Consider the following 16354-nt stretch of genomic DNA (forward strand, 5'->3'; position numbering starts at 1 on the left):
CTTTATAGCAGCCGACGGAATGGATTACTTGATTGTAGGAAAGAGAGCGTCCAGCTCGACTACAGGCTTCTCACACCGGCACCACATCATTCACATCGATTTCGACTGCCGCCGCTTGTTGAATCAGGTGCACTCCGATCACTAAACGGTGTCGCTTCTCTTTTCGCATCAGAATTCCGAGAACCCCCTGCAGGGGGCCACGAACGACTTCCACCTTCATGCCTTCATGGAGATAGGGATGTGGATCGTACGGGAGGACGCTCGTCATGAGACGGCGGAGTGCATCAATTTCCTGCTCCGGGATCGCTTCAGGACGACTTCCGCTGCCAACAATTTCGACAACACCTGTCGTCTGTTGCACCGGTGCCTTCTCCTGTTGAGAAAACCGCACGAAACAGTAGCCGGAAAACAGCGGGATCTCGATTTCCTTCTTTCGATCCTTCCACTGGCTCAGCCGTTTGACCGTCGGAAGCAACGGCTCGATTCCTTGTTTGTCCAACTGATCCCGCACCAGTTTTTCGTGACGAGACTTAGTCCGTAGGGCATACCAGTGCAGGCTGCTGGTTTGACTGGGCTCCTTGTCCCTATTGACGTTGTCATCGGACACAGCTTCGCCCTCTCACTTACAGTACATAGAAAACGGTCGCCTAACAGCGCTTACATCGTAGGAGTCAGCGCGATGACCTTGCTATCCGGAACCTGACACTGTCCGAGTGTTGTACGGTGTCCCGCCGTTTGGTCAAAATCCGCCAGCAACACCACATCGAACTCCCATCCGCTCAACGCCTCCGGCTGACAAACCGGATAGGACAAGAACGACTCCTGCTGGGTATCATCTACAAATCCAACCAAAGTCATATGCATTTCTCGGAGCGACAGATAGGCCATCTCAGCAAGTTCACCGGTTCCATAGATGACGACGCGTTTCGTTCCGTTGTTGGCTGCCTGAGACAGCGTTTCTCGTAGCCGCGCGCGCATATCACGGTAATGAGACAGGGAATACTCCATATAGAGGTAGGCCAGTCTGGATTTCTCGGCAAACCCTTGCGGAGTCAGCACATACCGAGCTCGGTGTGAGGGAATCGTCGTGATCTTGATATACCCCTTCCGCGCCAATCGCTTGAGATAGAGATTGGTCAGCCCCAGAGCGACTCCTAGCTTAGTCGAGAGAGACCGCTGTGTGACCGCACCATCACGCTCCACCTCAGCCAGCAAGAGAAGATCTCGTTGCCCTTGGAAATTCATAGAGTTAGCGTTCCATCCTCCAACGTTCAGGATATGAACATAGAAGCGCAGTTGAGTCAAGAGCGACACCTTGCAACAACTCTTCCACCCCACCGATGGACCGGCTTATAGATGAAGTACGGTAAGCGCTGACGGGGCCTCTGAAACTTTGGAGACGACGGACGTGACAGTTGCAACCGTGAATCGATCAAGGCAATCCCAATAGGGACAGACCTCGCCGATACATTTATCGCACGTAGGAACATCAGGGCGCAGCAAGACTCCCGCCCCAAGCGGTTTCCACCGCACCGGCAAATTGTTTCGTCGAGGATCAAACAAGGTCACCGTGGGAGTACCTAGAGCTGCCGCCAGATGAGCCGGTCCTGTCGCTCCTGAGACGACGACATGCGCACCGGCGATTACCGACATCAGTTCTCGCAGCGACAGGTTCCCCATAAGATCTACTACCCCTGAGGGAAACGCCGTAGGCAACGACAGACCTTTCCCAAACTCTCTTCGTTCCTGATCGCTGCCGGTCAGCACCACGCCATATCCTCTGTCTGTCAATGTCGAGACCAGGTCACGATACTGCTCCAGCCGCCAGCGACGTGCGGAAACTCCTCCTGGGTGGACCACGACGCGAGGTCTCGGCAATCCCGACCACCGAGATGCCCCGGCTGCTCGTTCGGCCTCGGTTAGAGTCAGCACTGGTTGGCTTACAGGCTGAGGAGGCAACCCCAACCCCTGGATCATATCGACGTTGTACTCTGATTCGTGCTTTGCAAACTCGCTGCGATGTTCATAGATACGGCGATTGGCTAATAGGCTATACCACCGGTAACCAGTGGCCACGCGAATTGGGACACCAGCCACCCACGCGGCCCACATCAGACGGCGAAACGGCTTCAAAAAAATAGCTGCCTCAACTCCCTGCGAAAAGGCGTGACGGAGTTCCTTCCATGGATCTGTAAAGCAAATTGTCCTCACATAGTCCACGTCGGGATGCCGATCAAGAAGGGGCGCGACGGTAGGGCTGGTGAGAAACCCGATCCTAACCCCAGGCAGAAGCCGCCTGAGTTGGGTTGCCACGGGAAGAGAGAGCAAGACGTCGCCGATGCCATCCGGGCGAACGATCAGGACATTCATCGACATGGTACGTGAGCCGTCAATAAGGGCCGTATCACATCAACCACTTGAGTAGGCTGAATGAGATGAAGGCATTCCAATTCAGGATCGTGTCGGCAGATACGACTGAAACAGGGTCTACAGGGGACTCGCCCGATCAGCACCTGATGACCTGTCCCATACGGGCCGGTCCGCACCGCACTGGTCGGTCCAAACATCGCAATCACCGGAATCCCAAGTGCCGCAGCAATGTGCATTGGCCCAGAATCATTCGTGATCATAGCGGTCGCGGTCGAAAGCAGTGCCGGCAAGCACCCCAAGGGGATATCACCGCACAGGTCGATGAACGGAGACTTCGTCAAGACTTTCAACTTCTTCGTAAATGCACGCTCTTCGGAGCCGCCTATCATCACGAGCGGATCACGACGTGCCTCGTACAGCTGATCTACAACGGCAGCGAAGGACTCGAGCGGCCAGCGCTTTGTCGGCCAGCGCGCTCCAATATTTACGGCAACCCACGGCTTGTCTAGTGTGAGGCCTCGCCGTTGACAAATCTCTCGAACGGTCGCCATGTCCTCCTCTCGTAGCCTAAACCCAAATCGTGCTTTGTCCGGCAGAAATCCCCCCAACGCCGTGACAACGGAAAGATAGCGATCGACCGCATGGATATCGGGATCGGTAACCGGGACAGAGTCGGTGTAGAACCAGGGACTTCCTTCCCTTCCATTCGCGAAGCCAATACGCGCCGGCGCACCACTGAGCCACGCCAAAATACCACTGCGAAACAGCCCTTGCAGATCGATGGCGAGGTCGAACCGCTGTACGCGCAATGCCCGACTTTCCCTGATCCAACTTCCCACCGTCATATCAACCGGCCAGACACGGTCAACCCCCTCTGCCCGTTCAACAAGGTCAGCCCACTGGCGCTTCACTATCCACGTGAGATGTGATCTCGGCCATTGTGCTTTGATCGCCGAGACGACTGGCAATGCATGCACGATATCGCCGAGAGAACTGGGCTTGATCAACAGGATGCGGGCATTGTTCAACACCGATGAGAAGCGACTATTGAGAGGGTTGATAGATGACACCGGAGGACCTTCCAGCGAACCCTGCGCGTCAATACCTAAAAATGACGCAAGACCACGCGTGATGATCCTTGCATCGTCCGAATCCGTTCATCCGCGTCCCACGGAATGGGAGCGAAGCTGAGGCGAATAGAGGGTGTCGAGCAATGCCTTACCGCTCTTTGCGTCCGCCGTTTCACGCCTCTCTTCAAATGATCGGCAGAGGCGCTGCCAAGCCCGCAGGTACGGCACAGGCGTCAAGTGGCGTCGCACATTGCTATGCTGATGCACGATCCTCGAGATCCATTCGCAATTCCCGGGGATCGAGGCGTCGTAACGATCTTGGACCAGCGGCTCCATGCGCGACAGAAACATCGTAATATTCCCACCATCGCGAGAGATCAGATGCTTGGTCTCGAACAACCCGTGTTTCTTGGCCAATCGGCGTAATGACACCACATTGAAGTTATAGAGATGGGCTTCATGGAATGTGCTGCTGGGAGCCTGACAGGTTGCCTCGACATTGGGAACCTCCACAACAAGCGTGCCGTCCGGTTTCAGCCAGGATCGGAGCAGGGCTAGAATGGAACCCGGATCTTCCGTATGTTCGAGTACGTGCCAGATCGTCACCACATCGAACGATTCGGGTGGAAACACGGCATCTTGCACGAACCCGACCTGAACTGTGAGCCCATATTCCTGTATGGAATAGTCGGCATACCCTCTATTCGGTTCAATCCCGCTCACACCATGTCCCAACGATTGAAGCAGATAGGCGAACTCTCCTCCCCCGGTACCAACATCGAGAACAGCGTTCCGACTCGACAACAATGGCTCGATCTTTTCGAATCGCGACAAGGCCACATGGCCCGCGCGTAAGACGTGTTTGGGCTTCGGGTGGTAAGTGTGTTTGTAGGAGAGGCGGTACTCCTCCTCATAAAACTGCCTGGCGTCATGCGGGCGTGGGTCCGACCACACAAGCCCGCAGGCCTGACAAATGACCGTCCGCAATGGCTTCCCACTTCGACTCTTATTCGACAGAGTCGACACCTGGGTGCCACCACACAGGTTACATGGAACGGAACACACGTTCACAGGTTGGTTCGCTGCCATCGTTTTCTCTCGCTGCGCAACACAGCCGACTCCCTTGCCCGTCGTCTGCTACCGATATAACTTACGCTGGCTCTCCACCCAACACAAGACCGGGCCGAACGCCGCCGCTCCACTCCATCACATATGTGCGACCTGCCGCCCGCGAATCTGTACGGACGCCCTGCTTGCATCGGAGAGCAGCCAGTCCGCAGCGTCCGCCAGCGAGGATGCCACCCAAGCTGGAGCTGGTCCTGAGGCTTTGAGTCTTTCTGCGTCCTGCGGAGACACGACACCCGTCGTCACTAAGATACTGCGCACCCCGACCCGCTGTGCCAATTCGATGTCTCGACTGTGATCGCCGATCAGATAAGAGTGATCGAGGGTCACCCCGCATTCTCGCACCGCTTGGTCAATCATCCCACGGTTCGGTTTTCGACATTCGCACCCGTCGTCAGGATGGTGAGGACAGAAATAGATCGCGTCGAGTGTCACACCCGCGCCATCGAGCAGACGCTTCAGTTTCATGTGCACGGCATCGAGATCCTTGCGCGACAAGAGTCCTCGCGCGATTCCCGATTGATTGGTGACGACGATCAATCGGGCACCAGCCCGCTTCAGACGCGCGAGCGCCTCGGACACCCCAGGGAACAACTCAAACTGATCGGGAGACTTGATATAGCCGGAATCAGGATTGAGCGTTCCGTCTCGATCGAGAAAGATGGTGTAGCCGGACAGAATGTTCGTCTGGTCTGTGTTGTCTGGACGAGAGAGACCAGATACACGAGACAAACCGCTCAGCTGTTGCACGGCCACTTCATACACCCGGTCAACGGGGATGCGCGTCATGCAGCGGTGATCAATCGGGCATTCCCTAAGGAGGCAAGGCGCACAGTCGACGGTTTCCCGCACAATCGACCGGTCTTGCCCATAGGGTGCGGTGGTCTGTGAATCCGTAGGACCAAACACCGCCACGACCGGCACACCGCACGCCGCAGCGATATGCATCGGCCCTGTATCGTTGGTAATGAGTAGGCGGCATCGCTTGACCACCGCCATCAACTCACGAATGGTCGTGGCACCCGACAGCACCACTGATCGCCCATTGATTCGAGCGGCGATGTCCTTTCCCAAGGACTCCTCTCCCCGTGCCCCCAGAATGACCACGACCACCTGTGCATTCTCGTCCTGCCCTATGCGTTCCGCAAGTCGCTGCGCGACTTCAGCGAATCTCTCAGGTAACCAACGCTTTGCACTTCCGTAGGTCGACCCTGGATTAATGCCAATCACGATATCTGACAAGCCGACCTCGGCCCCAGCGAGCCTGACATCCAACTGACGACTCTCGTCTGCTGTCACACATAGCGTCGGCGACGATGCAGCGCCAGACAGCCCTAAAGGCTTCAACAGGTTCCAATAGTACTCGACTTGATGGCCCCTACGACTCGGCACCGCAACAGGCGTAGTCAGAAAAAAGACTCGTCCATCAGTGGCATAGCCATATCGCTGCGGAATACCCGCAAGCCACGCGAGAAATGCTGCCTCGAAAGCGTTCTGAAAGAGCACTGCCAGATCGAAGCCATGCCGCCGCAACGTACCCGCCAGCAACCATTTTCCAGAAAGTCCCGCATGAGGCCCCTTGTCATCGTACAGCACGACTCGACTCAGCTCTGGAGCCGCACTGAACAGTTCGGCGACGGCTCGTTTGGCAAGCATCGTGATCTCGGCTTCCGGGAACAGTGACCGCAGCCCATGAATAGCCGGCTCGCACATCACGGCATCACCGATCCAATTCGGCGCCCGCACCAATATGTTCCGGGGCAGATCCTTACGCACGAGCTCCCAACCGTTGTATCCCGTCGGATGACGGTCCCTCGATCAATCGCTGCAGCTGGTCTTTTCCGCGTACCACTTCAGTCCCAAGCCGAAGCATCCACCAGGGGTCGCTGGGCTGGAGAAAGGGGGACAGTTTTCCACCATCCTTCTCAGTCGTCAAGACCATCTCACTCCCATTGGCCTGCACAGTGGCACGGATCTGTCTGATCTCATCGTCACTGTAGCGATGATGATCCTCAAAGGCGGTTTCACCAAGGATCTCTATTCCAATCGATTCAGCTGATCGGCGGAATGAGTGGCTATTTCCGATCCCGCTCACCAGCCAAGCCTTTTTCTTTCGGCCCCAGCCAACCGATTGTTGCCCCCCCGAAACAACCGCCATAAAGGACTCCGGTCGAAACACAACTTCAATGGCGTCCTCAGATAGGCAGACAACCGCTCGCAATCGGCTGTGAATCTCTTCCACATCCTGACGTGAATCGGCGCGGGTAATCATGACGGCACTCGCTCGATCTAATCCAGTCAGTGGTTCCCGTAGCCGTCCCGCAGGAAGCAGCGCATCCAGTCCTGCAGCATCGGTGGCATCCAGTAGCACCAGATCGACATCACGATGGAGCGACCGATGCTGAAAGCCATCATCGAGCACAATGCAGTCGACGGGATACCGTTCCAACACCCACCGGCCAAGCGCAACTCGATCAGACCCCACGGCGACAATGGCACGTGGGCAACGCTGCGCCATGAGAAATGGCTCATCCCCGGCCTCCGCTGGACCGGCCAACATTCGTGATCCATCGGACACCAATAGATAGGACACCGTGCTCGTCCGTTTGTACCCGCGGCTCAAGATCGCCACCCGTTTCCCCTTGGCCACCAGCCATTCCGTCAGGAGAATGACGATCGGAGTTTTTCCCGTCCCCCCGACTGTCAGATTACCGACACTCACGACCCAACAGGGTAGCCGTGTGGTCGTGAGCCAACCCTGGCGGTAGCACCACAGCCGACACCGAATGATGAGGCCGTACAACCCAGCAACCCAGTACAGCCCTTTGCGAACTGGTTGTCCAGGAAGCAAAAACGCCATGTCAGTGTTTGGCCACAAGCGGTCCCGGCTCCGTTGCCACACACGAGTCGGAATACGACGGAGCCGCACGGAGGCAAGTCTCAATGAACTCCAGACTCCGTGTGAGCGCGCCTTGATTATCCAACACCACCTGTCTTGCAGCCTGCCCCATCCGATGTCGAGTGTCAGGCTGACCAAGCCATTCCTCAAGAGAGGTAACGAGGTCCTCCACTCCCATCACGCGGCGACCTCCTCCAGCCTCTGATAGAAGTGCCGCGACCTCGGCGCAATGATCCGTATGAGGCCCAAACATGACGGGGATACCCCATGCAGCCGGTTCCAACAAATTGTGCCCCCCCACGGGAACCAGAGTTCCACCGACGAATGCCACGGCAGCGTCTCGATATGCGCGAGACAACTCTCCTCTCGTATCCAAAATGATCACGCGCGGGCCAGATTGCGTCCCCTGAATCCGACTCCTCCGCTGCACGGCAAATCCGGCTTCTCGCAGCACGGCTTCGACTCGATCCGCTCGCTCGATATGGCGTGGCGCCAGCATCAACACGGTTGTGGGATAGGTCTTCACGATATGTCGGTAGGCCGACACCAGCAGTTCCTCTTCTCCAGCGTGCGTGCTACCCGCGAGCATCAATTGTTCATGCTCATCGAGCCCAAAGCTCTGACGGAGCGATTCATGCGAGCGAACGTCCGGGAGAGGCTGATCAAACTTGATATTACTAGTCACATGAACGCGTGACGGCTCAGCGCCTAACGCAACAATACGCTGTCGATCTCTATCAGATTGCATGAGACAGAGTGTGAGCGTTTGAAGTATAGATCGATACAAAGAGCGAATCACGGGCAAGTCCTGACGGCCAAATGACCGCGACGACAACCGCCCGTTTACCAACACCGAGGGCACATCCTGTGCTCGTAACGTCCACAATAAGTTCGGCCATAACTCCGTCTCGACAAACACATACAGCACCGGCCGCAGACTGCGGATCATCCGAGCCACAGCCCAGGGAAAGTCAAGCGGAGCATACCGGTGCTCGGCAATACCGCCTAAGCGCTGTTCTACCGCCTCTCGGCCGGTTTCAGTCACCGTCGTGACAATATACCGACACTCAGGATGACGTTCGTGCAACGCCTTCACCAACGGCGTCGCGGCCACAACCTCACCGAGAGACACCGCGTGAATCCACACAAGCGGCGACGCTGTCGTGTGGCGATCGGAAGGATGAATGTGCCAACCCATCCGCTGAAAAAAACCAGGGCGGCAGCGGGGTTTGGCCAGCAGCACAGCAATAATCACTGGGGCAGCAAGAAGAAGACCGATGTTATAGAGCAGCTTCCACATGAGAACGAAGTGAACCGTACGAGGCAAAAGGTGAGACGCCCTGTTTAATGCCTGCGCCTCTTACATCTCATGCCTTACCTTTTACACCCACATCATTTTCTGCCTGATCCGTCAACTGATTCAACACGGTCTCAAGTTCCACCCGAGCTGTTTCGAGCGCCGCCTCATCGGCCTCACGTGAGACCCAGAGCGGACGTCCGTAGCAAAAGACACCGGTCGAAAACGGATAGGGGACCATGTAGAGGTCCCAGCTCGCAAAGAGTTTTTTTTTGAGCAGGCAAAGGCTATTGGCACGATCGGAAGTCCCGAGGCTTTCGCCAGCTGGATCACCCCCAGCTTGGCAACGTGACGCGGCCCTTTCGGGCCATCCGGCGTCACCGCAACATCTTGGCCGGATCGAGCTAATTTAATCAATGCGCGTAGGGCATTGGCCCCGCCGCGCGTACTGGATCCACGCACGGCCCCATGACCGAATCGAGTGATGATACGCGCAATAATCTCTCCATCCCCATGCTGGCTGATCAACACATGGGCACCCGGTCCTCGGTACCCGAACGGAATCATCAATTGCTGTGCATGCCAAAATGCGGTAATGGCGTGCCCTCCTTCACGATACAAGGCATCGACCGCTTCCTGTCCTCTCGTCTCGTAGCGCATCGTGCGGGCAATACCACGAATCAGTGCCGCTCCCACCGGAGGCAGCACAGAAAGCTTCAGCCATCTGACCAAAAACGATTTCTTCATAGAATCAATGCGCCAATTCTTCGGATTGAAACTGCAACGTGTGCAAACGGTGATAGCTTCCTCCCTGCCGAAGCAGATCCTCGTGCGAGCCTACTTCAACGATCGTCCCACCGTCCAAGACCACAATGCGATCCGCATTTTGAATGGTCGACAGCCGATGAGCAATCACCAACGTCGTTCGATTCTTCATTAAGTTCGTCAAGGCCAACTGCACGATCCGTTCAGACTCCGTATCCAACGCCGACGTCGCTTCATCCAGGATCAGCAATGGCGGGTCGCGAAGCAGCGCGCGGGCGATGGCCAGGCGCTGGCGCTCGCCCCCCGAAAGCTTAAGCCCTCGTTCTCCGATGAGGGCATCATACCCGTCCGGGATCCGAAGAATGAAGTCATGCGCATAGGCCAGTTTGGCCGCCTGTTCAACCTCAGCCTGACTGGCCCCTGTTCGTCCAAAAGCAATGTTGTTCCGGATGGTATCATCGAACAGCACAATCTCTTGCGACACGATCCCGATATGAGCGCGTAATGACTGTAACTCGTACGAGTCAAGCGGAACACCGTCGATCACAATACGGCCTGTAGTCGGCTCATAGAACCGCGGCAACAAACTGACTAACGTGGTCTTTCCACTTCCACTGCTCCCGACAAGCGCAATCACTTCCCCGGGCGTGATGGTGAGATCAACTTTGGTCAGCGCGGGAATCTTCTGGCCCTCATATCGCAAGGAGACACCCTGAAATTCAATGGCACGGTGGATTCCAGCCAACGGGACCATCCCCTGGGTCTGTGCCTGTTCCGTCTTCATGTCCAACACATCAAAGACGCGTTCAGCCGCAGCCAGGGCTTGCTGGATCAGATTGTTGGCCCCAGACAACTTCCGCACTGGGGTATAGGCCAATAACATGGCAGCCATGAACGAAAAAAACGCACCGGGCGTCATCGTCCCGTTGATGACGAGATAGCCGCCATACCAAATAATGACCGCAATACTGATCACGCCAATGACTTCCATATGCGAATGGCCGATCGACCAGACCTGATTCGTTTTCAAGGTGGTGGCCAGAAAGGCCTGGTTTCGCGCTTGAAATCGCTCGGCTTCTGCGTCTTCACGACCGAAGGCCTTCACGACCCTGATGCCGGCAAACGTTTCTTGGAGTGTTGACGACATATCGCCCATCTGGGCTTGTCCACTCGCCGCCAATTTCTTCAACCGCTTCCCCACGCGAACCATCGTCAGCCCCGCAAGCGGAATCACGATCAGCGAGATGCCCGCCAATTTCCAGTCCTGATAGAGAATCACACCGACCATCGCCAGAAATGTCAGAACATTTTGAAACATGTCTTTGACGACACTTGACGCCGCATTCGCCATCAACCCAACATCGTTCACGATCCGCGACACCAAACGACCCGACGTGTTGGAGTCGTGAAATCCGATCGGCATGCGCATGAGCTGCTGAAACAACTCTTGTCGAATGTCTGCCACCACTCGATTCCCCACATACGCCATCAGGTACCCGACCCCATAGCTGAAGAGGGCCTTCACTGCCGCAACGGCCAATATCGCCAACGGCAAGACCATCAGCAACTGTTCATTTTTTTCGATGAAGATCCCGTCGAGCACTGGACGTGCTAACCAGGCATACACCCCGGTCAAGATTGCCACCATCCCGGAGCAGGCGAACCCACCCAAAAACCTCGCCCGATACGGGCGGACATACCGCATGAGTCGCTTAAATCGTTCTAGGCCTGACATGCCGTCAACACCAGTTCTGCCGCTCGAACAGACGCGCCTGGTTCACCCAACGCGTCTCGTACTTGTGCCAAGCTCCGCTTCATTTCTGCATAGGCTGCGGGATCTTCCAAGATCCGCAGCGCCTCCTCGTAAAGACGCTGACCGGTAGCCTCATCCTGCAACAACTCCGGCACGACGGATCGACCTGCCACCAAATTCACCAGTCCAATCCATTTGACCCGGAGAAAGAAACTCGCGATCCAATATTCCAATTCTGATGTTCGATAGATCAACACCATAGGCGTGCCCACGACGGCGGCTTGCAGCGTGGCTGTCCCCGACGCCACCAGCACCACATCGGATACGGCCATCACTTCACTGGCTTGTTCTTTGACCAGAGTGACAGGAACCGAACTGTGCCGCAAGAGTGGCTGCAGCAGATTATCCTGAATTGTGGAGGCCTGCGCCAAGATAAACTTTGTTTTTGGCGCCTGGTGAGCCAATTGCTCTGCGGCCCTGATCAGGATCGGCAACAGAGCCTGTACCTCATGTACGCGACTCCCCGGCAACAAGCCAATCACCCGCTCATCCTGAGCGAAGCCAAATCTGCTGCGCAGCGCCGTCCGATCGTAGGATCCTTCGACTGCATCCAGGATGGGATGGCCGACAAATGTGCAGCGCATACCCGCGCTGTCATAGAGAGGCTTTTCAAAAGGCAGAATGACCAACACCTGATCAACTCGTTTCTTGATCCAGTACATCCGCCAGGCCCCCCAGGCCCAAATCTGCGGCGCAACATAATAGAACACGCGCAACCCAGCGCCCTTGGCGAAGTAGGCGTACCGTAAGTTTAATCCGGGGTTATCGACAAAGATGACCGCATCCCATGGTTCGGACCGAAACAACCGTCGCATGAAGAAAAACCGTCGCATGATCGCCACCAACACCAAGGGCCCGACCATCCCCATCACATCGAACTGCCCCATCTTGCAGACCAATTGCACACCGGCCGCCTCCATCGCTGCCCCTCCGATCCCGGCAAGCGAGACCTGAGGGTCCTTGGCTCTGAGCGCCTTGGCCAGATTAGCTCCGTGGAGGTCGCCGGAGGCTTCACCAGTAATGATCAGGATACGCGGCATGACGATTTATTGGAGCACAGACAGTGACTGCGATTCGATACACGCGGCTGAGAAGGCACGTGACGGTTGATCCGTGGAGATGGTCTCATGTCTTGTGAGGCAACGATACTCCCATTGCCGACAGCACGCGATGGGCCAGTTCCAGAGCCGCAACCCCGTCCTCGCCGGACACGATTGGGCGAGATTCCAAATGAATCGCGTGGAGAAACGATTCCAGCTGTAGTTTTAACGGCTCACCGTCTCCGGCTTGTACCTCTTCAGCTGCCATCATAGGCTTTCCGCCAGATCCAAGCGATCGGCGTCCGATCACGCCCTGGCGAGACTGGAAATCAATCGACACACACCCATCGCCTTGGAATACATGCCATTGTCGCGTTGCCTTTGGTGAGATTCGACTTGCGGTAAGGTTGACGACACACCCACTCCTAAACTGAACACGTGCATTAGACACATCACTGGTCGAGGAAAGCATCGTCACTCCAGCCGCCCGCACATCTTCGACAGGGCCTGGATCGAAGGACAGCACCAAGTCAAGGTCGTGAATCATCACATCCAGAACGACATCAACGTCGGTGCCACGCCCGCTGTAGGTCCCCAGTCGATGGCACTCGAACAACACCGGTTTCCGAATATATGGCCGCATCAACTGCAGAATAGGATTGAAACGCTCACTATGCCCTACTTGCAGCGTACATCGATTGCGTGTTGCCAACTCCACCAGCTCCCGTGCCTCAACCGGCAGAACGGCGATCGGCTTCTCCACCAGTACATGTTTCCCGGCTTCAAGACAGGCTTTGGTCACGGAATAGTGACTGGATGTGGGGATGGCGATACTGACGACCTCAACCTGCTTCAGGAAACCTGGCAGATCACTGAATACCTGTGCGCCATGCTTCTGGGCAATGACAGAGGCTCGCCCCTGGTCTTGGTCGATCACGCCAACCAGTGTCGAATCTGGCAATGAGGCATAGAGGCGTGCATGGTGTTGACCGAGATGCCCGACCCCGATGACACCGGCACGGAGCTTGACCATACACCTCGTGGACTGAATTGGGGAATTTCTTGATCGATTGATGTATTGAGTTTCTGAAATCAATCGATCAACAGATCTTCAGATTCCAAACCGTCTTCGTTGACTCAGGCCGCTGGGCTCGGCTCCTCTTCACGAGCAAGGCCAACGACGGCGATGCCGGCTTCCTCCGCAGTGCGGAGGAGCACTTCTCGATCCAGCATCACGCATCGACCAGCCTCAACGGCCAGCACCGACGCCTTGACGGATTGCATGACCTCGATCGTCCTGGGACCCACGGCCGGCAGGTCAAACCGGAGATCCTGCTGCGGTTTGCTCCGCTTCACCACAACCGCACCATCCTTAGCCAGCTCGCCGCCACGCTTGATCGCTTCATCGGTCCCTTCGACCGCTTCGACTGCCACGACGACACGGTCTTTAATCACAACGCATTGGCCGATGTCGAGGCGCCCCGTCTCTTTAGCCACGTCCCAGCCATAACGGATGTCCACCCACTCCTTCTTAGTTGGTTGACGCGACGTGAGCGTCCCTTCCTCAACCAAGATCCCTTCCAGACCGAACGTCGACTCGCAAATGGTGATGCCATCCTTCTCGAGTTCTGCAGCAAGTGCGCGTAGAATATCGTCATCCTTCCAGAGGGCCAATTTCGTGGCGAGCGCGAGCACTCGAAAATCAGGACGGGCATGGCTATAGACATGCGTTTTCTTGATGCCCCCCAGCATGACCACATTCCGGACGCCGTCGGCCTTGAACGCATTGATCAACTTGTTGAGCTGGCCAATCTTGACCCAATGGATCCGATCGACATGCTGTTCGAGCTCCGGTTCAGTCTCGCCCTCATGAGCCACCGCATAGACTTGAAGGCCCATTTTGCGAGCGTTATCCGCAAAGATGATCGGAAATCGTCCGTTCCCGGCGATCACCCCGATTCGACCGTCTGCTATAGACATGGCCAAGGTCATAGTGGCTGAGAGCTCACACCGGTTGATCAAACTCGCGCTCTAGGTCATGGTTGACAGCCCTTGAGATGCCACGTTTGGTTCCCTCCATAAACGTGAGGACCTTGGCCACATCCGCCTGTCCTTTAAATTCCTTTTTTGCCAATCGTACCGCCTCGGCTGTCCGATGTCCCGATCGGAACAGCAAGTCAAATGCCTTCTTCAACAAAGCGATCCGGTCCACCGAGAAACCATGCCGTTGCAAACCGACCGAATTGAGGCCGTACAGATGTGCGCGATACCCGCCGGCTGCAAATGCAAACGGAGGGATATCCTGGCCGATCGCACAACACCCTCCGATCATCACATAGTCTCCGATACGCACAAACTGAAGAACACCGGTCAAGCCTCCGATAACCGCATGATCACCGATGGTAATATGTCCCGCCAGGCTTGCCGCATTCGCCATAATGATATGGTCACCGAGCCGGCAATCATGCGCCACATGCACGTAGGCCATCAGAATGCCCTTGGATCCAAGAGAGGTCACGCCCCCTCCCTGGGTCGTTCCCCGATTGATCGTGACATATTCGCGGATGATGTTGTCATGGCCGATGACGACTTTAGTCGGTTCCCCTTTATAGCCAAGGTGCTGTGGAGGCCCTCCGATCGAAGCAAACGGATGCACTTCATTCCGCTCCCCAATTTCCGTCCACCCATCGATAATCGCATGGGAAAGAAGTCGGCTCCCCTTTCCGATCACGACGTGCTCTCCCACAACGCAGAACGGCCCAATTTCCACGTTATGATCGAGGCTCGCCTTGGGATGAATGATCGCTGTTGGATGTATCTTCACGCATGCCCCCTTTACTCGCGTCAAACCTCACCGGCCATTCGTCAACTGCCGGATCACTGCCTGGCCTACACGCCGACCGTACGCTTCAGGAATCGAGTACTCATCAAACCCGATTATTTCGTGTCCGCCTTCTCCTCCATCACCATTGCCGTCATCACGGCGTCACAGACCATTTCATTGTCTACATAGGCCTTCCCTTGCATTTTCCAGAATGGCGGACGCTTCTTGATGACCTCGATTTCAATACGCAGCTGATCGCCCGGGACCACCGGTCGTCTGAACTTGGCCTCCTCAATACCCGTTAGATACATAATGGTCTTTCCGACTGTCCCTCCCGACTTGAAGACCAGCACGCCACCCACCTGGGCCATGGCTTCGACAATCAGCACCCCCGGCATCACCGGGCGGCCTGGAAAGTGTCCTTGAAAGAACGGCTCATTGATCGTCACGTTTTTGATGCCGACGATGCTTTTATGCGGTTCAAACTCTTTGACTCGATCCACCAGTAGGAACGGATATCGGTGGGGAAGTAACGCCTGAATCTCAGCCTGTTCGACCGATGCCATGGGCTCTGCCTCCTCTCCATCCTGAATAGAACTACCGTCTAGGGATTCTGTCGATCAAATTCCTTGATGATCGAATCTGTCACATCTAGCGCTGGCTGATGATAGAGGACAATACGGATGAGCGCTTCATTGCCCTTATCGAGAATAGCCGTATATCCATCTTTCTGAGCCACCGCCTGCGCGGCGGCGGCGATTTTTTGCGCATATTCCACGACCATTTCGCGCTGCTTTTGTTGAACTTCACGATTGAACTCTTGAAGCCGACGCTGAAACGCTTCCATCTTGCCGCGTAACTGCTCTTCTTTCTCTTGCCGTGCCTGGTCCGCAAGCTTGACGTTCGGATCTTGTAAGGACTGCTCCAAGTCCTTTAACTCTTGCTCATCGCCATGAATGATCTTTTGTCTGGTCATGGAGTATCCCTTCACCTCTTCCAAGGCCAGCTTCCCAGACTTGGTTCGCTCTATCACCATCTGCTGATCCATGACCCCGACCCGAAACACCTCGCCTGCATGGAGCGGCGCAACTCCCTGCACCAGTAATACCGCAACGCCTAACCATGTCGCCCGCGCTACACCCATCATAACC

Annotated in this window: 16 protein-coding genes; all 16 read right to left on the minus strand. The window is 56.1% G+C overall.

All coding sequences use genetic code 11. The features are described from left to right. Window positions 1–70 precede the first annotated feature (70 nt). The 16 genes from E8D52_02775 to E8D52_02850 all read right to left on the minus strand — a co-directional run bounded on the left by E8D52_02775 (window position 71) and on the right by E8D52_02850 (window position 16350). Complete coding sequence (locus E8D52_02775) at window positions 71–607, minus strand: UpxY family transcription antiterminator (protein TKB69993.1); 537 nt, start codon at window positions 605–607, stop codon at window positions 71–73. Window positions 608–657: 50 nt separating this feature from the next. Continuing rightward, window positions 658–1245, minus strand: a complete 588-nt coding sequence (locus E8D52_02780; GenBank protein ID TKB69994.1) for a winged helix-turn-helix transcriptional regulator — start codon at window positions 1243–1245, stop codon at window positions 658–660. Between the two features lie 105 nt (window positions 1246–1350). Then, entirely contained in the window at window positions 1351–2376 is a 1026-nt protein-coding gene (locus E8D52_02785; GenBank protein TKB69995.1) for a glycosyltransferase family 9 protein, read from the minus strand. Beyond that, the gene (waaF, locus tag E8D52_02790; protein TKB69996.1) at window positions 2367–3506 is read right to left on the minus strand and encodes a lipopolysaccharide heptosyltransferase II; all 1140 of its coding nucleotides are present in this window, start codon (window positions 3504–3506) and stop codon (window positions 2367–2369) included. Before waaF (E8D52_02790) ends, E8D52_02785 begins: the two co-directional genes overlap by 10 nt. Before the next feature lie 21 nt (window positions 3507–3527). Next, on the minus strand, window positions 3528–4529 hold the full coding sequence (locus E8D52_02795; protein TKB69997.1) for a class I SAM-dependent methyltransferase: 1002 nt from the start codon (window positions 4527–4529) through the stop codon (window positions 3528–3530). Window positions 4530–4646: 117 nt separating this feature from the next. Further along, complete coding sequence (waaF, locus tag E8D52_02800; GenBank protein ID TKB69998.1) at window positions 4647–6341, minus strand: lipopolysaccharide heptosyltransferase II; 1695 nt, start codon at window positions 6339–6341, stop codon at window positions 4647–4649. After that, on the minus strand, window positions 6334–7425 hold the full coding sequence (gene lpxK / locus E8D52_02805) for a tetraacyldisaccharide 4'-kinase (protein TKB69999.1): 1092 nt from the start codon (window positions 7423–7425) through the stop codon (window positions 6334–6336). Before lpxK ends, waaF (E8D52_02800) begins: the two co-directional genes overlap by 8 nt. 1 nt (window position 7426) lies before the next feature. Continuing rightward, window positions 7427–8791 (minus strand): 3-deoxy-D-manno-octulosonic acid transferase, encoded by a 1365-nt coding sequence (locus E8D52_02810; protein ID TKB70000.1) that lies wholly within the window; start codon window positions 8789–8791, stop codon window positions 7427–7429. 93 nt (window positions 8792–8884) lie between these two features. Further along, on the minus strand, window positions 8885–9508 hold the full coding sequence (locus E8D52_02815) for a DUF374 domain-containing protein (protein ID TKB70001.1): 624 nt from the start codon (window positions 9506–9508) through the stop codon (window positions 8885–8887). Window positions 9509–9512: 4 nt separating this feature from the next. Next, window positions 9513–11261, minus strand: a complete 1749-nt coding sequence (gene msbA / locus E8D52_02820; GenBank protein TKB70002.1) for a lipid A export permease/ATP-binding protein MsbA — start codon at window positions 11259–11261, stop codon at window positions 9513–9515. Beyond that, window positions 11249–12379 carry a lipid-A-disaccharide synthase gene (locus E8D52_02825; GenBank protein ID TKB70003.1) on the minus strand — a complete coding sequence of 377 codons (1131 nt, stop codon included), beginning with the start codon at window positions 12377–12379 and terminating at the stop codon, window positions 11249–11251. Before E8D52_02825 ends, msbA begins: the two co-directional genes overlap by 13 nt. 85 nt (window positions 12380–12464) lie before the next feature. Then, entirely contained in the window at window positions 12465–13412 is a 948-nt protein-coding gene (locus E8D52_02830) for a Gfo/Idh/MocA family oxidoreductase (GenBank protein ID TKB70004.1), read from the minus strand. 104 nt (window positions 13413–13516) lie between these two features. Further along, complete coding sequence (locus E8D52_02835; protein TKB70005.1) at window positions 13517–14359, minus strand: LpxI family protein; 843 nt, start codon at window positions 14357–14359, stop codon at window positions 13517–13519. A gap of 25 nt (window positions 14360–14384) precedes the next feature. Further along, window positions 14385–15203, minus strand: coding sequence for an acyl-ACP--UDP-N-acetylglucosamine O-acyltransferase (gene lpxA, locus E8D52_02840; GenBank protein TKB70006.1), 819 nt, complete (start codon window positions 15201–15203; stop codon window positions 14385–14387). A 113-nt stretch (window positions 15204–15316) separates the two neighbouring features. Beyond that, window positions 15317–15769: a 3-hydroxyacyl-ACP dehydratase FabZ gene (fabZ, locus tag E8D52_02845; GenBank protein ID TKB70007.1), complete on the minus strand. Its 453-nt coding sequence runs from the start codon at window positions 15767–15769 to the stop codon at window positions 15317–15319. A 38-nt stretch (window positions 15770–15807) separates the two neighbouring features. Beyond that, on the minus strand, window positions 15808–16350 hold the full coding sequence (locus E8D52_02850) for an OmpH family outer membrane protein (protein TKB70008.1): 543 nt from the start codon (window positions 16348–16350) through the stop codon (window positions 15808–15810). Window positions 16351–16354: the final 4 nt, after the last annotated feature.

The sequence above is a fragment of the Nitrospira sp. genome, from assembly GCA_005116745.1.
GTDB lineage: Bacteria > Nitrospirota > Nitrospiria > Nitrospirales > Nitrospiraceae > Nitrospira_D.